The organism is Roseibaca sp. Y0-43 (assembly GCF_020667835.1).
Taxonomy (GTDB): domain Bacteria; phylum Pseudomonadota; class Alphaproteobacteria; order Rhodobacterales; family Rhodobacteraceae; genus Roseinatronobacter.
Genome location: NZ_JAFMPR010000007.1, coordinates 62449 through 81971, shown reverse-complemented (window position 1 = coordinate 81971; position 19523 = coordinate 62449). Strand labels below are relative to the sequence as shown.

General features: G+C 63.5%; 18 protein-coding genes and 1 tRNA gene. 10 read left to right on the top strand and 9 right to left on the bottom strand.

Annotated elements, in window-relative coordinates; all coding sequences use genetic code 11:
- The first annotated feature begins 60 nt into the window (after nt 1–60).
- Nucleotides 61–336, top strand: a complete 276-nt coding sequence (locus J1C52_RS10535; RefSeq protein ID WP_227427898.1) for a hypothetical protein — start codon at nt 61–63, stop codon at nt 334–336.
- A gap of 9 nt (nt 337–345) precedes the next feature.
- Here J1C52_RS10535 and J1C52_RS10530 read toward each other — a convergent pair.
- Nucleotides 346–429, bottom strand: a tRNA-Leu gene (locus J1C52_RS10530).
- A 245-nt stretch (nt 430–674) separates the two neighbouring features.
- On the opposite strand from J1C52_RS10530, the gene J1C52_RS10525 reads away from it, so the two are divergent.
- Complete coding sequence (locus J1C52_RS10525; RefSeq protein ID WP_227427897.1) at nt 675–2108, top strand: DEAD/DEAH box helicase; 1434 nt, start codon at nt 675–677, stop codon at nt 2106–2108.
- 73 nt (nt 2109–2181) lie between these two features.
- Here the strand turns inward: J1C52_RS10525 and J1C52_RS10520 are convergent, their stop codons facing one another.
- From J1C52_RS10520 to J1C52_RS10500, 5 genes are all read right to left on the bottom strand, one after another.
- A complete protein-coding gene (locus J1C52_RS10520; RefSeq protein WP_227427896.1) occupies nt 2182–3273 on the bottom strand; it encodes an ABC transporter ATP-binding protein in 1092 nt (363 codons plus the stop codon).
- Nucleotides 3274–3292: 19 nt separating this feature from the next.
- Nucleotides 3293–4930: an alpha-glucosidase gene (locus J1C52_RS10515; protein WP_227427966.1), complete on the bottom strand. Its 1638-nt coding sequence runs from the start codon at nt 4928–4930 to the stop codon at nt 3293–3295.
- A 25-nt stretch (nt 4931–4955) separates the two neighbouring features.
- Complete coding sequence (locus tag J1C52_RS10510) at nt 4956–6107, bottom strand: carbohydrate ABC transporter permease (protein WP_227427895.1); 1152 nt, start codon at nt 6105–6107, stop codon at nt 4956–4958.
- Between the two features lie 24 nt (nt 6108–6131).
- Nucleotides 6132–7109, bottom strand: coding sequence for a carbohydrate ABC transporter permease (locus J1C52_RS10505; protein ID WP_227427894.1), 978 nt, complete (start codon nt 7107–7109; stop codon nt 6132–6134).
- A gap of 134 nt (nt 7110–7243) precedes the next feature.
- Nucleotides 7244–8596, bottom strand: a complete 1353-nt coding sequence (locus J1C52_RS10500; RefSeq protein WP_227427893.1) for an ABC transporter substrate-binding protein — start codon at nt 8594–8596, stop codon at nt 7244–7246.
- A gap of 272 nt (nt 8597–8868) precedes the next feature.
- On the opposite strand from J1C52_RS10500, the gene J1C52_RS10495 reads away from it, so the two are divergent.
- Genes J1C52_RS10495 through recO form a run of 4 tightly spaced genes read left to right on the top strand, consistent with a single transcriptional unit; the run spans nt 8869 to nt 12952 of the window.
- Complete coding sequence (locus tag J1C52_RS10495) at nt 8869–9900, top strand: LacI family DNA-binding transcriptional regulator (RefSeq protein ID WP_227427892.1); 1032 nt, start codon at nt 8869–8871, stop codon at nt 9898–9900.
- On the top strand, nt 9897–11222 hold the full coding sequence (locus J1C52_RS10490; protein ID WP_227427891.1) for a GH1 family beta-glucosidase: 1326 nt from the start codon (nt 9897–9899) through the stop codon (nt 11220–11222). The genes J1C52_RS10495 and J1C52_RS10490 overlap by 4 nt, the downstream gene beginning before the upstream one ends.
- 31 nt (nt 11223–11253) lie before the next feature.
- Nucleotides 11254–12201: a glucokinase gene (locus tag J1C52_RS10485; protein WP_227427890.1), complete on the top strand. Its 948-nt coding sequence runs from the start codon at nt 11254–11256 to the stop codon at nt 12199–12201.
- A gap of 40 nt (nt 12202–12241) precedes the next feature.
- Nucleotides 12242–12952 carry a DNA repair protein RecO gene (recO, locus tag J1C52_RS10480; protein WP_227427889.1) on the top strand — a complete coding sequence of 237 codons (711 nt, stop codon included), beginning with the start codon at nt 12242–12244 and terminating at the stop codon, nt 12950–12952.
- Nucleotides 12953–13012: 60 nt separating this feature from the next.
- On the opposite strand, the gene J1C52_RS10475 is transcribed toward recO, so the two are convergent.
- The 3 genes from J1C52_RS10475 to J1C52_RS10465 all read right to left on the bottom strand — a co-directional run bounded on the left by J1C52_RS10475 (nt 13013) and on the right by J1C52_RS10465 (nt 15614).
- Nucleotides 13013–13609, bottom strand: a complete 597-nt coding sequence (locus tag J1C52_RS10475; protein ID WP_227427888.1) for a L,D-transpeptidase — start codon at nt 13607–13609, stop codon at nt 13013–13015.
- A gap of 163 nt (nt 13610–13772) precedes the next feature.
- Nucleotides 13773–14708 carry a sugar kinase gene (locus J1C52_RS10470; protein WP_227427887.1) on the bottom strand — a complete coding sequence of 312 codons (936 nt, stop codon included), beginning with the start codon at nt 14706–14708 and terminating at the stop codon, nt 13773–13775.
- Between the two features lie 21 nt (nt 14709–14729).
- Nucleotides 14730–15614, bottom strand: coding sequence for a MurR/RpiR family transcriptional regulator (locus tag J1C52_RS10465; protein ID WP_227427886.1), 885 nt, complete (start codon nt 15612–15614; stop codon nt 14730–14732).
- Nucleotides 15615–15733: 119 nt separating this feature from the next.
- On the opposite strand from J1C52_RS10465, the gene J1C52_RS10460 reads away from it, so the two are divergent.
- The 4 genes from J1C52_RS10460 to J1C52_RS10445 all read left to right on the top strand — a co-directional run bounded on the left by J1C52_RS10460 (nt 15734) and on the right by J1C52_RS10445 (nt 19482).
- Nucleotides 15734–16552: an N-formylglutamate amidohydrolase gene (locus J1C52_RS10460; RefSeq protein ID WP_227427885.1), complete on the top strand. Its 819-nt coding sequence runs from the start codon at nt 15734–15736 to the stop codon at nt 16550–16552.
- The gene (locus J1C52_RS10455; RefSeq protein ID WP_227427884.1) at nt 16537–17058 is read left to right on the top strand and encodes a TRAP transporter small permease subunit; all 522 of its coding nucleotides are present in this window, start codon (nt 16537–16539) and stop codon (nt 17056–17058) included. The genes J1C52_RS10460 and J1C52_RS10455 overlap by 16 nt, the downstream gene beginning before the upstream one ends.
- Entirely contained in the window at nt 17058–18383 is a 1326-nt protein-coding gene (locus tag J1C52_RS10450) for a TRAP transporter large permease (RefSeq protein ID WP_227427883.1), read from the top strand. Before J1C52_RS10455 ends, J1C52_RS10450 begins: the two co-directional genes overlap by 1 nt.
- A gap of 61 nt (nt 18384–18444) precedes the next feature.
- Nucleotides 18445–19482 (top strand): TRAP transporter substrate-binding protein, encoded by a 1038-nt coding sequence (locus tag J1C52_RS10445; protein ID WP_227427882.1) that lies wholly within the window; start codon nt 18445–18447, stop codon nt 19480–19482.
- The last annotated feature ends 41 nt before the right edge of the window (nt 19483–19523 follow it).

The following is a 19523-nucleotide window of genomic DNA, read 5'->3' as shown; positions in this document are numbered from 1 at the left end:
ATTTGCAAACCAGCCACTGCGCTGCAAGGCTGCCCCTGCCCTAGTTCTAAAGGATCGCCCATGCGCAGTAGACCCGTGATATGCCTGATCGCCATGTTGGCCTGCGCAGCGCCCGCTGGCGCGGACACGCCTTGCACGGCAACGGAAAGTGAGCTTTTCGAGGCATTTGTCAAAGCAGGGTTGGGCATCATGGGTGCGAATAACCGGGTCATCGCCGTATCGAACGCGGCAAGCACCACCGTCATTTCGGACAACCCGTTCACCTATGAGATAGACGATGCCAAGCTGTGCGAGATGCTCGCACAAGCGGGCGACAGCAGCAGCTATAAGAACTGAGAAAAGCCGTGGTGCGGGTGGGGAGACTCGAACTCCCACGCCTTGCGGCGGAGGATTTTGAATCCTCTGCGTCTACCATTCCGCCACACCCGCACAGGTTCGGCCCGCTTCCATTAGCTTGCTTTCCGGTCCCCCGCAACAGCCCGATTGCGCCCCATGCGCAGTTTTTCGCGCAACGGACCCCGCGCGCGGCTGCGGCAACCGCTTCGATTGACCAAAGCCCGTATTTGCGCTATCTGCCCCCAATCCCGCAAAGCTGTTGCAGGATATGAGCGGGGCGTGAAGGCACAGGCGTCCCAGAACCGATAACGGCCCGATGCCGTATCAGATGGACGCATATGACCCTTTTTTCCGACCTGAAGCTGGACCCCAAGGTCCTGAAAGCCATTGAAGAAGCGGGCTACACGGCCCCTACCCCCATTCAGGCGCAAGCCATCCCCCATGCGCTGGAAGGCCGCGACGTGTTGGGCATTGCCCAGACCGGGACCGGCAAGACCGCCTCTTTCACGCTGCCGATGATTACCCGCCTTGGCCGGGGCCGCGCGCGGGCGCGGATGCCGCGCAGCCTTGTGCTGGCCCCCACGCGTGAACTGGCCGCCCAAGTGGCCGAGAATTTCGACACTTACGCCAAGTATACCCGCCTGACCAAGGCGCTCTTGATCGGTGGCGTGGCCTTTGGCGAGCAGGACAAGCTGATCGACCGTGGTGTCGATGTGCTGATCGCAACGCCGGGCCGCCTGCTGGACCATTTCGAACGCGGCAAGCTGCTGCTGACGGGTGTCGAGGTAATGGTCGTGGACGAAGCCGACCGGATGCTGGACATGGGCTTCATCCCCGATATCGAGCGTATCTTCAACCTGACGCCCTTCACCCGTCAGACCTTCTTTTATTCCGCGACCATGGCGCCCGAGATCGAGCGCATTACCAACATGTTCCTTGCCAACCCCGCCCGCGTGGAAATCGCGCGGCAGGCGACGGCATCCGAGACTATCGCGCAGGAACTGATCGAGCTGCCCGCTGCAAAGCGCGACGCGGCGGCAAAGCTGAAACGCGAGGCTTTGCGCAAGATCATCGCGGCGCAAGGCGACAGCCTTGAGAACGCGGTCATCTTCTGTAACCGCAAGGTCGATGTCGATGTGCTGGCCAAGTCGCTGGCGAAGCACAATTTCGACGCGGCCCCGATCCATGGCGATCTGGACCAGTCGGTGCGCACCCGCACGCTGGAGAAGTTTCGCGCGGGCGAGTTGCGCTTGCTGATCGCGTCGGACGTGGCGGCGCGGGGGCTTGATGTGCCGTCGGTCAGCCATGTGTTCAATTTCGACCTGCCCTCGCACCCAGAGGATTATGTCCACCGCATTGGCCGGACGGGCCGCGCGGGTCGGTCGGGCAAGGCGATTTCGCTGATGGTGCCGGCGGATCAGAAATACCTCGACCAGATCGAGGCGCTTCTGGAAAAGACCCTGCCCCGTGGCGAAGCCCCCGACCTAGACGTGCCTGCGCCGCGCCGTAGCGAAGCGGCCACTGAGAGCGCCGAGAAACCCAAGCGCAGCCGCCGGTCGCGCAAACCCGCCAATGACAATGTCGAGGCCACAGAAGCCGCGCAGCCAGAGGCAAAGGCCACCCCTGCCCCCGAGCAGCCGCGCGACGACCGCAAGGACCGTCAGGATCGCCCCGAGCGCAAGCGCGACCGTCGCGATAACCGCAATGACGGGCCGGTGGGGATGGGCGACCATGTGCCCGACTTCCTGCTGCGTGAGTTTCGCACCGCCTAAGACAGCGCCCCGAACATGACAAAGCCGCGCAAGGGACACCCCTCGCGCGGCTTTTTCCATTGTCCGGCGCTGATTAGCGGTACAGCAGCGACACCTTGTTGTGGAACAGGTGCAGCTTGGCCGGGTCCGCTTTCAGCTTCACGGTCTTGCCGCGCAATTCGGCATGGGTGCCCGCCAGCTTGGCCAGAACCGGGTTCGCATCGGGCGCGTCGGGCTTGAAATAAAGCACGGTCAATTCGCCCAAGGCTTCGATCAGATCGACCTCGCCCTGATAAAGGAAATCCTCGTCATCGCTGGCGACAAGGTCTTCGGGCCGCACGCCCAGATTGACCTTCAGGCCCATATCCGCGTCGGTGGTCGGGATATTGGCCACAGCCGTGCCACCGCCGTCCAGTTTGACGCGGGTCTGCGCGCCGGTGCCCACAACCTCGCCCGGAAGCAGGTTCATGGCGGGCGAGCCGATGAATTGCGCCACGAATTCCCCGTTCGGGCGGTCATACAGTTCCAGCGGCGTGCCGACCTGCGCGATCCCGCCGCCTGCCAGCACGACGATGCGGCTGGCAAGTGTCATCGCCTCGACCTGGTCATGGGTGACGTAGATCATGGTCGATTCCGGCATGGATTCCTTCAGCTTCGCAATCTCGATCCGGGTCGCCACGCGCAAGGCGGCGTCAAGGTTCGAGAGCGGCTCGTCGAACAGATACACTTTCGGGTCGCGCACGATGGAGCGCCCGATGGCCACGCGCTGCCGCTGACCGCCGGACAGCGCCTTGGGCAGACGGTCCAGATAGGGGCCAAGCTGCAAGATGTCGGCGGCCTTGGTGACGGCTGCGTCGATCTCTGCCTTCGACTTCTTGGCGATCTTCAGCGCGAAGGCCATGTTGTCGCGCACGGTCATATGCGGATAGAGCGCGTAGGACTGGAACACCATGGCGATGCCGCGCTGCGCGGGCGGAATGTCATTGACGACCATGCCGTCAATTTCCAGCGTGCCGCCCGTGATCTTTTCGAGCCCCGCGATCATGCGCAACAGCGTGGACTTGCCGCAGCCCGACGGGCCGACAAAGACGATCAACTCGCCCTGCTTGATGTCCAGATTGACATCCGACAGCACCTTGACCTCGCCATAGGCTTTCTCGACATCGGTCAGTTTCAGATCGGCCATGGGTTCCTCCCCCTTCCGTTTATCGTTTCAGCACAAGGCAGGGCTGCCACGGCCCCAGATGCACAAGCCCGTCTTCGCCCGCGCCAGAGCTGTTCAGCTCTTGCCCCACCGTCACCCAATTGCCGTCGGGCAGGTAAAGCGTGGCGGGTTCGTGGCTCAGGTTGAAGGCGCAGAACATCACCTCACCCGCCTCCTCGCGGATGAAGGACAGCGTGTCGCCAGAGACATGCAGGTCCCGCATCGCGCCGCGTGCCAGCGCGCGGTGCGCGTGGCGGAACGCGATCGCGCGGCGGTAATGGTGCAGCAGCGCATCGGGCGCGCGTTCCTGCGCATCGACCGACAGGCCGATATGTTCGCGCGCCACCGGCAACCACGGCACATCGGTCGAGAAGCCGCCGTTCAGCGTGGCTTTTTCCCAGACCATCGGCGTACGGCAGCCGTCGCGGCCCTTGTATTCGGGCCAGAACTGGATGCCGTAAGGGTCGCGCAGGTCTTCGAACACAAGCTCTGCTTCGGGCAGGCCCAGCTCTTCGCCCTGATAGAGGCACACAGAGCCGCGCATACACATCATCAGCGTGGCATAGGCGCGCACGGCGGCAGGCGACATGTCCCAGCGCGAGATATGGCGCATCACGTCATGGTTGGAAAACGCCCAGCAGGCCCAGCCTTCGGGGGCGACATAGTCCAGATGGCGCAGCACGGCGGCAATGCGCGCGGCCGAAGGCTGCTCGGCGGCGAGAAACTCAAACGCGTAGCACATCTGCACCTTGTCGCCGCCCGAGGTGTATTCGCCAAGGATTTCCAGCCCTTTTTGCGCATCGCCCACCTCGCCCACGGCGGCGGCGCCATAGGTATCCAGAAGCGCGCGGAAGCGGCGCAGGAATTCAAGGTTCTCGGGCTGGTTCTTGTCGTAAAGGTGTTCCTGGTGGTTATAGGGGTTCACCGCAGGCGCGATATTGGCGTTGCGCTGTTCCGGCGGCAGCGGCGGGTTGTCGCGCAGCTGGTGGTCGTGGACGTAGAAATTGATCGTGTCCAGGCGGAAGCCGTCGACCCCCCGCTCCAGCCAGAACCGCGCCACTTCCAGAAGTTCCTGCTGCACCGCCGGTTCATGAAAGTTCAGGTCGGGCTGCGAGGTCAGGAAATTATGCAGGTAATACTGGCAGCGCGTCGCATCCCACGCCCAGGCAGAGCCGCCGAAGATGGACAGCCAATTGTTGGGCGGCGTGCCATCGGGTTTGGGGTCGGCCCAGACATACCAGTTCGCGCGCGGATTGTCGCGCGAGGAGCGGCTTTCCTTGAACCAAGGATGCTGGTCAGAGCTGTGCGACAGCACAAGGTCGATTAGAACCTTGATGCCCAGACCATGCGCCGTGGCGATGATCGCATCGAAATCGGCAAGCGTGCCGAACATCGGGTCCACGTCGCAATAATCGGACACGTCATAGCCGAAATCCTTCATCGGCGAGGTGAAGAACGGGCTGATCCAGATCGCATCGACGCCAAGGCTGGCGATATAGGGCAAGCGCTGCACGATGCCGCACAGATCGCCGATGCCATCGCCATTGCTGTCCTGGAAGCTGCGGGGGTAGATCTGGTAGATCACCGCACCGCGCCACCAATCCGGGGTCAGCGCCCACCCTTGGTCGGGCTGCAACATTGCATTTGCCGTCACGATATATTCCTTACTTGACCGAGCCGGCCAGCAGGCCGCGCACGAGATAGCGTTGCATTGTGAAGAAGACGATCAGCGGCACCGCGATAGAGACAAAGGCCGCCGTGGCCAAAATGCCCCAATCCCCCCCACGCGACCCCAGAAGGTCGTCAGCGATCTTCACTGTCATGACCTGAGATTCCGCGCCCGAAGGCAAGAAAACCTTGGCCACAAGCAGGTCATTCCATGTCCAGAGGAACTGGAAGATCGCGAAAGAGGCAAGTGCCGGGAAACTGAGCGGCAGGATGATCTTGGTGAAGATCTGGAAATCCGTCGCGCCATCGACCTTGGCCCCTTCGATAATATCGCGTGGCAAGCCGACCATGTAGTTTCGCAACAGGTAAACCGCCAAGGGCAGGCCGAACCCGGTATGCGCCAGCCATATGCCAAGGAAGCTTTGGCCGATGCCGATATCGGTATGCAGCTTCAGAAGCGGCACCAGCGCCAGTTGCAAGGGCACCACCAGCAGCCCCACGACAGCCGCGATCAAAAGCCCACGGCCCGGAAAATCCATCCATGCCAGCGCATAGGCCGCGAAAGCCGCGATCAGGATGGGGATGATCGTGGCCGGGATGGTCACGGTCAGCGTGTTGATGAAGGCGCGGTCCATGCCATTGGCGTTCAGCACCGTGTCATAATTCAGCAGCGTGAAACTGGGCGGCGTTCGGGCGGCGAAATAGATTGTCGGCCCGCGTTCTATCGGCTCGGCACTCTCCAGCCGGAAACTGCCATCCGCTTCGACCGTCAGCGTGCCGCCACGGCGCAATTCGGTCGCGGTGCCGGGGGTGAACTCTGTCGGCGCGACAGAGCGCGTGCCAAAGGCCGACAGCGTTCCGCCGCCATCGGGGAAGGACTCTGCAACCGAAGGGTCGTCGAACAGATTGCCCTCCAGCACATAGAGATCACCCTCTTGCCGCGCCCCATCCGCCGCGACCCGCGCGCCGAAATTCAGGTCGACCGCGAAAGGCGCCTGCCACCAGCCGGAATTGGAAATCTGGTCGCGCTCGCGGAACGAGGACACGAACAGCCCGATGGTCGGCAATAGCCACAACAGCACAAGGATGATGACGGTGATATTGACCGCGATCTTCCCGCCTTGGTTCTGGCCTGCGATATTGTCCATGGCGTAACCCTCCCTTGCGCGCGATCAGCGCATTTCCTTGCGTGCCTGGGCGATGTTCCAGATCATCACCGGCAGCACCAGAACCATGATGACAAAGGCCACAGCCGTCGCGCGCCCATCGTCGCGGAACATGAAATCCATCATGTAGCTGGGCAGGATTTCGGTTTCAAAATTGCCGCCGGTCATGGTGTAGACGATGTCGAACACCTTCAGCACAAGGATGGTGATGGTGGTCCAGACCACGACAATGGTGCCCATGATCTGCGGCACCTTGATCTGGAAGAACACCTGGAACGGGTTCGCGCCGTCGATGATCGCGGCCTCGATCGTTTCCTCTGGAATGCCACGCAGCGCCGCCGACAGGATGACCATGGCAAAGCCCGTCTGGATCCAGACAAGGATCAACATCAGGAAGAAATTGTTCCAGAACGGCACTTGCAGCGGGTCCAGCGCATCCATGCCAAAGGTGGCGCGGATCGCGTTGATGATGCCGATGTCGGGATTGGCCGAATAGACGAATTTCCAGATCAGCGATGCGCCCACGAAGGAAATCGCCATCGGCATGAAGATCAGCGATTTGGCGAAATTGCCCCATGCCAGCCGGTCGGTCAGTTGCGCGACCAGCAGGCCAAGGAACGTGGCCATCGCGGGCACGACCAGCACCCAGAGCATGTTGTTGAACACGGCGGTGCGAAAGGCGTCTTCTGCCAGCAGGTCGGCGTAATTGCCAAGGCCCACGAATTCATTGCCCGCGCGGTTGAACAGCGAGCGGTAGAAAGAGCCGACCACCGGGTAAACCAGATAAAGGCCCAGCGCGAACATCGCCGGGAACAGGAACAGCCACGGGCGCACCTTGTTGGCGCGGTTTATGTTCTGGCCCGCTTGCGGCCCCTTGGCCGGGAAAATGACCTTATCAAGGATCAGGTTCGACGCGTAGAAATACCCCACGCAGCCGCCGACACCGATGATGATGGTCAACAGGCCTTGCAAAACAGGTGACATGGCTTTTGCTCCCTTCCTGCGCCGCGCTTGGGGCGCGGTCGCGTTCCGTTCCGGGGCGTCCCTGACCGGTGGCCAGAGCGTGAAAGAAAGCCCCCGCCGCGACACAGCGGCGAGGGCGCGGCACGCGCGGTGCCTTACTTGATGGTGTCCCAGCGTTCCTGAATGCTGGTCGCCACGGCGTTTGCATCGGCGCCGGTGACATAATCCACCATGCCGGTCCAGAACACGCCCGCACCGATCTCGCCCGGCATCAGGTCGGATGCGTCAAAACGGAAGGTGGTGGCGTTGGCCAGGATTTCGCCCTGTGCGCGCTCGGAATCGGTGGCATAGGTTTCAAGATTCACGCCGCCATGCGCGGTCAGGAACCCGCCCTGCGCCATCCACAGCTCATGCGCGATGGGCAGCTTCAGGAATTCCAGCATCGCGGTGGTTGCCTCCGACGGATCGGTGATCGCAAACAGCGTGCCCGCACCCAGAACCGGGCGGCCAAGATCGGCCTCTGCAAAGGCAGGGAAGTAGAAGAAGTCCACGTCCTCGCCCACTTCGGTACCTTCAGGGAAGAAGGCTGGGATGAACGACGCCTGACGGTGCATGTAGCACTGCGGCGGGATCGAGAACAGGCCAGCCGGGCTGTCGCGGAAATCGGTCGTGGCCACGGCCTGCGCGCCACCCTGCACATAGGCGTCGTTGCGGGCGAACCAGCCGAATTCCTCGATCGCGGCGACAATGGCCGGATCGTTGAATGGACGCTCGTTCGACACCCATTCGTCATAGACGGCGGGCGGCTGGGTGCGCAGCATCATATCCTCGACCCAGTCGGTCGCGGGCCAGCCGGTGGCCGCACCCGACCCCAGACCGATGCACCACGGCGTGCCGCCATCATCCACGATCTGCTGCGTCAGCGCCTTCAGCTCTTCCATCGACTGAGGAATGTCATAGCCCATTTCGTCGAACGCGGTCGGCGAATACCAGACCAGCGATTTCAGGTCGACGCGGTAGAACAGACCGTAAAGCTGCGGGTCGCCATTGGGGTCGGCATAGGTGCCCAGATCGACCCAGCTTTGGCCGGCGGCGTAGTTTTCCGCCACGAATTCGGCAGTGCCATCGGGCAGCGGCGCCAGGAAGCCTTGGGCGGCCATGTCGGCAGCCAGACCGGGCTGCGGGAACACCGCGAGGTTCGGCGCGGAACCTGCCTGGGTCGAGATGACAATGTCCTGCTCGAAACTGTCAGAGCCGGAATAATTCACGGTCGCGCCGGTGGCCGCTTCAAAATAATCGAAAATCTTGTTGACCTTCTCGGCCTCGTTGCCGGTCCAGGGGCCGGTAATCTCGACCGTCTGCCCGGACAGATCGGTGCTATCGGCAAAAGCGTTGAAGCTGTCCCAAGTGAACGCCCCCTCGCCCGGCGCGAACAGCAGGTCTTGCGCGGTTGCGCCCGATGCCATCAGCGCAACCGCCGCGACGCCTGCGTAAAGTCTGGATTTCATTGTCATCCTCCCAAGGTTGACGTTGTGGTGTGCACAATTTTTCATCACGTGCTGATTAGCATCCCAGCGATTTGGAATCGGCATTTCAAACCGCTTTGGATACTCGCACCGTAAAGATGATGTTTGCGCTGTCAATTCACTTTTTTCCAAAAACCCTTGGTTTTATAGCTGTTTCGCATGTGCAGCATTTCACGGTTTTCAGATTTGTCTTTTCATCCCAGACCGTTTCTGGTTAGCCTCGGCCACGCTTTCCAATGCGGTTTGAATAAATCATGGGCGTTACTCTCAAGGAACTGGCCAGCACGCTCGGACTGTCGCCCACGACGGTCAGCCGGGCGCTGAACGGCTACCCAGAGGTGAATGCCCGCACCCGTCAGCGCGTGCAGGATGCCGCGCGCGCGGCCAATTACCACCCCAACATCCGCGCCAAAAGCTTGGCCACCGGCCAGTCGCGGGCCATTGGCCATGTCATCCCCATCTCGACCAGCCATGAGATCGTGAACCCGATCTTCGCCGATTTCATCGCGGGCGCGGGCGAAAGCTATTCGCGGGCGGGTTATGACATGGTGCTCAGTGTCGTGCCCGATGCCGAGGAAGAGGCCGCCTATCGCAACCTTGTCGCCCGCGGGTCAGTCGACGGGATCATGGTGCACGGGCCGCGCCTGCAAGACAGCCGCATTCCGCTTTTGCGCGATTTGGGCGTGCCCTTCATGGTGCATGGGCGCAGCTCTGGCGTGAGCGCGCCCTATTCGTGGCTGGACATCAACAACCGCCGCTCGTTCCGGCGCGCGACAGAGTTCCTGCTGGATCTGGGCCACACCCGCATCGCGCTGGTCAACGGGCTAGAGACGATGGATTTCGCCATGCGCCGCCGCTTGGGCTATCTGGACGCGCTGCAAGAGGCCGGGATCACCCCCGACCCCGCCCTGATGCACACGGCAGAGATGACCGAACCCTTCGGGCATGACGCGGGGCGCGCGCTTCTGGCCTTGGCCGACCCGCCGAGTGCGTTCCTCGCCTCGTCCATGATCGTGGCCTACGGGCTGCGCCGCGCCCTGACCGATGCGGGGCTGCGCTTGGGGCGCGATGTGTCGGTCATCGTGCATGACGACGATCTGTCCTATATGCCCAACGGGTTGGACGTGCCGCAATTCACCGCCACCTGTTCGTCGGTGCGCGAGGCCGGGCGCAAGGCGGCAGAGATGCTGCTGGCGCTGGTGCGCGACCCCGACCAGCCGCCCCTGACCCTTCTGATGGAAACCCAGCTTGTTCTGGGCGACAGCACAGGACGCAACCGCACATGACTGAATTCACCCATCGCCGCGCCGATTTCCCCGATGATTTCCTGTTCGGGGTCGCCACCTCTGCCTACCAGATAGAGGGGCATGACTTCGGCGGCGCGGGCCGCACGCATTGGGACGATTTCGCCGCCACGCCCGGCAACGTGGTGCGTGCCGAACACGGGGGCCGCGCCTGCGACCATTACCATATGTGGGAACAGGATCTGGACCTGATCGCGGATGCCAGCTTCGACATCTACCGGTTCTCCGCGTCTTGGGCGCGGGTGCTGCCCGAGGGGCGCGGCGCGGTAAATGCCGAGGGTCTGGATTTTTACGACCGGCTGGTCGATGGAATGCTGGCGCGCGGCATCAAGCCCGCGCTGACGCTCTATCATTGGGAATTGCCCTCGGTGCTGGCCGATCTGGGCGGTTGGCGCAACCGCGATCTGGCCGGTTGGTTCGCCGACTACACCGACATTCTGTGCCGCCGTATCGGCGACCGCATCTGGTCGGCCGCCCCCATTAACGAGCCGTGGTGCGTGGGGTGGCTGTCGCATTTCATCGGTGCCCACGCGCCGGGGCTGCGCGACATTCGCGCCGCCGCCCGTGCGATGCACCATATCGGGCTGGCGCATGGCCGCGCCACGCAGGTCATGCGCGGCCTTGGCATGGGCAATCTGGGCGCGGTGTGTAATTTCGAATACGCCCTGCCCCTGACCGACAGCGACGCTGACCGGGCATCCGCGCAGCTTTATGGCGGCATCTACAATCGCTGGTTCGTGGGTGGCATGTTCAAGGGCGAATACCCCTCCGATGTGCTGGAGGGGCTTGCCCCCCATATGCCCAAGGGCTGGCAAGACGACATGGCGACGATCCGCCAGCCGCTCGACTGGCTGGGGCTGAACTACTACACCTGCAAGCGTATCGCGGCAGACCCCGCAGCCGCGTGGCCGCATCTGTCCGAACATGTGGGCGACCTGCCAAAAACCCAGATGGGGTGGGAGATCAACCCGGACGGACTTGCACATTTTCTACATTTCGTGGGCGAATATTCCGAAAATCTGCCCCTATACGTTACAGAAAACGGCATGGCGAACCCGGACAGCCCCGACCAGCCCGACCATGCGCGCATCGCCTATCTGAACGCGCATCTGGATGCCGCGCGCGCTGCGATGGCCAAGGGGGCAAACCTGAAGGGCTACATCATCTGGTCGCTTCTGGACAATTACGAGTGGGCCTTGGGCTATGAAAAGCGCTTCGGCCTTGTGCATGTCGATTTCGAGAGCTTGCAACGCCGCCCCAAAGCGTCTTATCACGCGGTGCAACAGGCGTTAGCGCGAACATGACCCGCGCGGCCCGACAGCCAAAGGTGAGATGATGGCGGACAAGGATGCTCTGGTCCTGGTGGCCGATGTTGGCGGCACCAATACGCGCGTGGCGCTGGCGCGCGGCACCAGCCTTGTAACCGGCACGACCGAACGTTTCCGCAATGCGGAACATTCGGGGCTGGAAACGGTGCTGGCCGAATACCTGTCCAAGCATCGCAACCTGCCCGCACGCGCCGCGATTGCGCTGGCCGGCCCGGTGCGTGGTCCGGTGGCCGAGATGACCAATCTCGGCTGGCGGGTCGAGGCGGGCGAGCTGGGCCGCATGACCGGCATTCGCAGCATTTCCCTTCTGAACGACCTGCAAGCGCAAGGCCACGCCCTGCCCCATCTGCCGCCGGACCACCTGCGCATGATCCGCGCGTGCCAGCCAGAGCAAGGCGCGCGGCTGGTCATCGGCTTGGGCACGGGCGTGAACGCGGCCCCCGTCTACCCGGCGGGCACGGGCCATATCGTGCCCCCCGCCGAAGCGGGCCATATCCACCTGCCGCAACAAACCGAGGAAGATCAACACCTTGCGCGCTGGCTTGTGGCGCGGCGCGGCTTTGCCTCGGTCGAGGATGTGCTGGCGGGGTCGGGGCTGGAGCGGCTATACGCCTATCACGCCGACCAGGCCGGGGGTGCGCCCGCGCGCGATGCCAGCGCGATAATGGAGGCGATGGCCGAGGGCGACGCGCTTGCCACGCGCACCGGCCGCCACTATGTGCGGCTGCTCGCGCAATACAGTGCCGATCTGGCGCTGACCACGCTGCCCTTCGGCGGCATTTACTATATCGGCGGCGTCGCGCGCGCCTTTACCCCCTACATGGCCCGCTTCGGCTATGAAGAGGCGTTTACCGATATGGGTCGCTTCTCGGCCCTCGTGGCGCAATTCCCGGTCGCGCTGGTCGAGGATGATTTCGCGGCGCTCACGGGGTGCGCAGCCTTCCTTGCCGCCTGACCCCTTGCCCGACGCCCGGCTTTGCGCCAGTGCTTGACGCATGGAATGGCGTGACGACTGCATCCTTCTGGCAACCCGCCCCTTGGGCGAAGGCACCGCGTTGATAGAGGTGTTCAGCGGGCTGCATGGGCGCTATGCGGGCGCGCTACGCGGAGGTGCCTCGCGCAAGATGGCGCCACTGCTGCAACCCGGCGCGCAGCTGGATGCGACATGGCGGGCACGACTGGACAGCCAGTTGGGCAGCTTCACGGTGGAGCCCCTGCGCGGACGCGCGGGCGCACTTTTGTCCGACCGCTTGGCGCTTCTGGGCTTGGGGGCGGTTTGCGCGCTGGCGCGCTACGCGCTGCCCGAACGCCAGCCCTATCCCGAATTCTACCGCCACACGCTGGCCCTGCTGGACCGTTTGGGCGAACCCGGCTGGCTGCATGACTACGCGCTGTGGGAGCTGACCCTGCTGGAAGAAACCGGCTACGGGCTGGACCTGTCGCAATGCGCCGTGACCGGCGCAACCCACGGGCTGGCCTATGTCAGCCCGCGCAGCGGCCGCGCGGTCACACCCGAGGGCGCGGGCGATTATGCCGCGCGCCTTCTGCCCCTGCCCGAGGGGTTGCGCCCCGGCGGCACGCTCGATGCCGAGGGCTTGCGCGCGGCGCTGGCGCTCAGCGGGCATTTCCTGACAGACTGGCTGGCGCGCGCCCAAGACAAACCCTTACCAGAAGCCCGCGCACGGCTGCTACGCGCCATCGGATAGCGCAACGAAAAACCCCGGCCGTGCAGCCGGGGTTTCGCGGAATCGGGTGTGCCCGGCGGGTCAGATCACGCGCACCTGCGTGCCGATATTGACCAGCTCATACAGGTTTTCCGCATGGGCGTTCAACAGGCCGAAACAGCCGTTCGACGCGCGCCGCCCGATCTTGGCCGGGTTGTCGATGCCATGGATACGGTAATACTGCCAGCCAAGGTTCAGCGCGCGCGAGCCCAGCGGGTTGCGCGGATCACCCCCCTCCACGCGCACGGGCAGCGACGGGTCGCGCTCGCGCATGGACGGCGTGGGAACCCAGGTCGGTTCGAACCGCTTGAGCGTGATCTCGGTATAGCCCCGGCGGGTGAATTCTTCCGACATCGGCACAGAGCACGGATGCACCAGGTAGGTGCTTTGATCCGCCGACCAGTAATGCAGCGCGCGCGAATATGTATCGCACAGGATGGCGCCATTGCGCAGCGACTGGAAGTGATCCTTCCAATGGTGGTTGCGGAAGCCCATCACGTTGCGCGGTGCGGTGCGGATATTCTGTTCGCCCTCGTAATCGGGCAAGGCTTGCGCGCGCAACACGGCGGGTGCGGCCAAACCACTCAATGCGACGATCCCGGTGCCCAGAAGCGCGCGGCGCGACACTTTCCCCGACATGCGTAAATCCTTTCTTACAGTCCTGAGTTGCGGGATGGCCCAAGCCGCATCGTGCAATCAAGTCACGACTTCGTGCGGCCCATACTTCCCACGGTTTGGTGCGTAAATAGCACGATTTTTGCCCCTGTGCGAGACCCTCTCGCCGAGCTGTGATGAGGGCGCGCTAGTCCGGCCAGCCCGCGCGGTCCGCGCCCAGCGCGTCCGGCTGAACCCGCGCGCCCGCGCTGCGCAACACATGACCCGCCATGCGGTGGCCCCAGTCTATCGCCCGCTCCGGGCCATGGCCAAGCGCGCGGGCCGCAAGATAACCGGCGTTGAATGCGTCGCCCGCGCCGGTCGTGTCGCGTATGCCGCTGACAGGGGGCAGCTGGACCACGCGCCCCTGCCCCTTATGCGCCATATGGACAGCGCCGCCCGCGTTCTTGACCACGATCTCTGACGCGCCGAACTGGCCCAGCCGCGCAAGGCTGGCCTGCGGATCGGCATCGCCCCATGCATGCGCTTCGTCATCGAAGCCCGGCAGCAGGATGTCCGCCAGCGCCAGAAAATCGGGCAGCACGGCGCGCATGTCGTCCAGGCTTTGCCACAGCGCGGGGCGCAGGTTCGGGTCAAAGGACAGAAGCGCACCCCGTGCCTTGGCTGCGCACAGCGCCTTGCGCAGGGTGTCACGGGCGTCGGGCGTCAGGATGGCCACGCTGATTCCCGTCAGGTGCACAAGCCCCGCCCCCGCCAGATCGCGCGCCAGCCGTGCCGGCTCATCGGCCAAGCAGCGGGCGGCGGATTGGCCGCGCCAATAGTGAAAGCTGCGCTCTACCCCGTCGAGCGCGATCATATAAAGGCCCATGCCGCGCTCGGCGCTTTGCGAAATCGCGCCCACATCCAGACCGCCCGCACGGCATTCCTCGATAAAGGCCAGTGACAGGCTGTCTTGGCCCACGCGGGTGACAAAGCCCACATCAGCGCGCGGCCCGAGGATTTGCGCCATATGCCACGCCGTGTTGAACGTGTCGCCCGCGAAGCCGCGCCGATAAAGCCCATCGCCCACCGGGGCCAGTTCGACCATCGCCTCGCCAAGACACAGGATGCGCGGGCGGGTCATGGCCGCGCCCCCTGCCCCGGATTAGCGCGGACGCTTGAAAAGCAGCATGTTTTCATAAAACCCCTCCATCCGGTTCAGCCTGTCGCGGGTCGCGTCCCAGTTGCGATCCTGGATCGCGGATAGCAGCGCCTCGACCAGCCCGACCATGGGCACGATCGTGTCCCAGGCCGAGGGCACCTCGACATGGCTGGTCAGGATATGCCGCGCCTTGGCCGCACTGGGCGACACCCAGCGGTCGGTCACAAGGATGATCTCGACCCCTTGGGCATGGGCCAGTTCGATGAATTGCTGGATCGACGGCTCGTAGCGGCGAATGTCGAAAACGACCAGAACATCGCGGTCCGACATGTCCAGAAGCGCGGGTGGCCAGGTGTTGGGCAGGCTGGACAGAAGCGTCACGTCCGAGCGCATGACATGCAGGGCGGTCGCGAAATATTCCGCGACCGACCGGGTCAGCCGCCCACCCATCAGGTGAATCGGGCGCGCCTTGTCGGCGAGGATGTCGGCCACCTTGTCGAAGACCCGCAAATCCTGCTGCGCCAGTGTCTGGCTGAGATTGTCGATCACGCTGCTGCCGAAGCGGTTGAGCGGGTGGTCCGCTTCGCCCACCGCTGCCCATTTTTCATGCTTGGCGATGGGCGAGGCCAGCCGTTCGCCCATTTCTTCGTGCAGTTGGGCGCGAAAGTCGGGGTAGCCGGAAAAGCCCAGCTTGCGCACCAGCCGCACCACGGTCGGCCCCGATACACCTGCGGCCTGGGCGATTTCCGACACCGTGCCCAGCACGGAAAGCGGAAAGTTTCCAAGCATATAGCTGGCAAGCTGGCGTTCCGCGCGGGTCATCCCCGACATCGCGGCGCGCAACTGTTCTTCCATTTGCGGCGGCTGGACAGAGGTGGGTGGACGCATGGTCTGGCTCCGCGTTTCAATTCTGAAACAAACGTAACAGAAAACAAAAATGAGAAACAGTATTGACACAAATTTGAATCGTGGTGCAGCCTGATGTCTGTAGTCGCGGGGTTGGTGGGATGACGACGACGGACGAACAGCCGAAAGGACAAGGGACGGTGCTGTGCTGGGACGCCACCGGCACAGCCGTGACCGACGCGGGCGCAGCCCCCGCCGTGATCCTGATTTGCGAACATGCCTCTGCCGCGCTTGCCGGCGACTGGACCATGGCCAGCCCAGAGGTTCTGGCCTCTCATGCCGCCAGCGATCTGGGCGCGCTTGGCCTTGCCAAGGCGTTGGCGGCAGGGCTTGCCCGCGCCTGTGGCGGGGCAGAGCTGGTCCACGCGCCCCTGTCGCGGCTGATCTATGATCTGAACCGCAGCCCCGACCGCCCCGATGCCGTGCCTGCGCAATCCGAGGTGCACAGCATTCCGATGAATGCGCGGGTGACACCGCAGGACAAGCTTAACCGGGTCATGCAGCTTTACCTGCCGTTTCACGCGCTGGTGCAGGCGCGAATCGCGCGGGCGCTGGCGCTGGGGCAACGGCCGGTCCTGCTGACGGTGCATTCCTTTACCCCGGTCTGGCATGGCGTGCCGCGCGCGGTGGAATTCGGCGTGATCCATGATGAGGCGCAGGGCTTGGCCCGGCGGATCGTGCAGGAAGCGGCGGCGCTTGGCCTGACCACCCGCCTGAACGAGCCTTATTCCGCCGCCGATCACGTCACCCACACGCTGCGCCTGCACGCCACCCCCTACGGGCTGGAGAACGCGATGCTGGAAATCCGCAACGACCTGATCGCCACGCCAGAGGCGCAAGCGGCGATGGCCGCGAAGCTTGGCCCGGTTCTGGCCCGCGCCATGGCGACGCAAACGGAGCTGTCATGCCGCGCGTCCTGATCTCTTTCGTCCATATGGTCGAGGCGCTGAATTACCGCGTCGGGCGGCTGGCCATGTGGAGCCTGTTCGCCCTGATGGGCGTGCTGGCTTGGGGCGCAATCGCGCGGGCGGGCTTTACCCCGCAGATCTGGACCGACGAGATGGCGCAATTCCTGCTTCTGGGCTATTTCATCCTAGGCGGGGCCTATTCGTTGCAAATGGGGTCCGCCGTGCGGATGGACCTGCTCTATTCGCGCTGGTCGGACAAGACCAAGGCGGCGGTCGATGCGATCACCATCTTCACCCTGCTGATCTACCTTGGCGTGCTGCTCTGGGGTGGCATCGAATCCACGCAATTCGCGCTGGAATATGCCGAGCGCCGTCGCGGGTTGTGGCGGCCCTACATGGCGCCGATCAAGATCGTCATGTGTATCGGAATCGTGCTGATGATCCTGCAATGCACGGCGTTTCTGATCCGTGACATTGCAAAGCTGCGCGGCATTACCATCAAGGAGCGCGCGGTCTGATGCCCTATGAGATGATCGCAGCCCTGATGTTCGGGTCCATGCTGGTCGTCATGCTGACCGGGCAGCGCATGTTCGGCGTGATCGGCTTTGTCGCGGCCGTCTCGGCCATCTGGCTTTGGGGCGACCGGGGCGGCTATGACCTGGCCTTCGCGCAGACCATCAAGCTGATGAACTGGTTCCCGCTGATGACGCTGCCGATGTTCATTTTCATGGGCTATGTGCTGTCGGAAAGCCGGCTGGCGGATGATCTGTATCGCATGTTCCATGTCTGGTTCGGCCCGGTGCCGGGCGGTCTGGCGATTGGCACGATCCTGTTGATGGTGCTGATTTCCGCCATGAACGGGCTAAGCGTGGCAGGCATGGCAATCGGCGCAACCATCGCTCTGCCGGAACTGCTGAAGCGGCGCTATGACAAGCTGATGGTGACAGGCGTCATTCAGGCCGGGTCGAGCCTTGGCATTCTGGTGCCGCCCTCTGTCGTGCTGGTGCTATACGCGATGATCGCGCGTCAGCCGGTCAGCCATCTATGGGCCGCCGGTCTGGTGCCGGGGTTCCTGCTGGCGGGGCTGTTCATCCTCTATATCTGGCTGCGCTGCCGGATCACCCCCAGCCTTGGCCCGGCCGTCGACCCCGACGAGTTGGCGCAGGTCTCGCGCGCCGAGAAATACCGCCTGCTGCTGGCGGGCCTGATGCCGCTTGCGATTTTCGCGGTGATGATGGTGCCCTTCGTGCTGGGCTACACGCGGCTGGTCGAAAGCTCTGTCGTGGGGGCACTGGCGGCGCTGGTCGTCAGCATCGCCAAGGGGCGCATGACATGGGAAGTCCTGGAAACCTGCACCCGCAAGACGCTGGCGATTTCCTGCATGTTCCTGTGGATCATCCTCGCTGCCCTAGCCTTTGGCGCGGTGTTCGACGGGCTGCGCGCGGTCGATTTCGTGCGCGAACTGTTCATGGAAAACCTGGGCCTTGGGCGCTGGGAAATCCTGATCCTGATGCAGGTTTCCTTCATCCTGATGGGCATGTTTCTGGACGATACCGCCATGCTGGTCATCGTGGCCCCCTTGTATGTGCCCATCGTGCGAATGCTGGAATTCGACCTGATCTGGTATGGCGTACTCTATACGATCACATGCCAGATCGCCTATATGACGCCGCCCTTCGGCTATAACCTGTTCCTGATGCGGGCGATGGCCCCGGACAGCGTGAGTTTGGGCGACATCTACCGCTCGATCGTGCCTTTCGTGATGGTGATGATCTTCGGCCTCGCGCTGGTGATGATCTTTCCGCAGATAGCACTCTGGCTGCCCGGCATCCTGTTTCCCTGAAACCCCAGAAGGCGCGGTCAACGCGCCCTGATCCTCAACCCCAACAGAGAAGGAAAAGACCATGACGACAACCAGACGGAAGTTCCTGACCACCAGCGCCCTTGGCGGCGCGGCAGCGCTTGCCGCCCCGGCGGTGCACGCGCAATCGACCATCCGCTGGCGGATGCAGACCTATGCCGGTGCCTCACTGGGCGCGCAGGTGGTGAAACCCGCGGTCGATATGTTCAACGCCATCGCGGGCGACGAGATGCAGATCGACCTGTTCTATGCCGACCAGCTTGTGCCCACGGGCGAGCTGTTCCAGGCCATGCAGCGCGGCACGATCGACGCGGTGCAATCGGATGATGACAGCATGGCCGGCCCGACCGAAGTGACCGTGTTCGGCGGCTATTTCCCCTTCGGCAGCCGCTATTCGCTGGATGTGCCCGCGCTGTTCAACAACTGGGGTCTGAATGAAATCTGGGCCGAGGAATACGCCGCCGTCGGCGTCAAGCATATCTCGGCGGGTGCGTGGGATCCGTGCCATTTCATCACCTCCTCGCCCATCACGTCGCTGGCGGATATGCAGGGCAAGCGGGTCTTCACCTTCCCGACGGCCGGGCGCTTCCTGTCCCAATTCGGCGTCGTGCCCGTGACCGTGCCATGGGAAGACGTGGAAATCGCGCTGCAAACCGGCGAGATCGACGGCGTCGCGTGGTGTGGCATCACCGAAGCCTACGAGGTGGGCTGGGCCGATATTTGCAGCCATTTCCTGACCAACAATATCTCTGGTGCATGGATCGGGCATTTCTTCTCGAACATGGAGCGGTGGAACGAATTGCCGCCGCATCTGCAAACCCTGCTGACCACCTGTTTCGAGCAGTCGCATTACTACCGCCAGCACTGGTATTGGGCGGGCGAAGCGCGGCTGCGCACCGAGGGCACAAAGCTGGAGCTGACCTCTATCCCCGATGCGGAATGGGCCACGGTCGAGACGGCGGCGCGCGATTTCTGGGAAGAGATCGCGTCGGAATCCGAGACCAAGCGCAAGGTGGTCGAGGTGTTCCGCGCCTATAACGCCGCGATGGACAAGGCCGGGCGGCCCTATCGCTATTCATAAAAGAAAAAGCTGGGGGGCGCATCAAGCCCCCCAGACCCAGG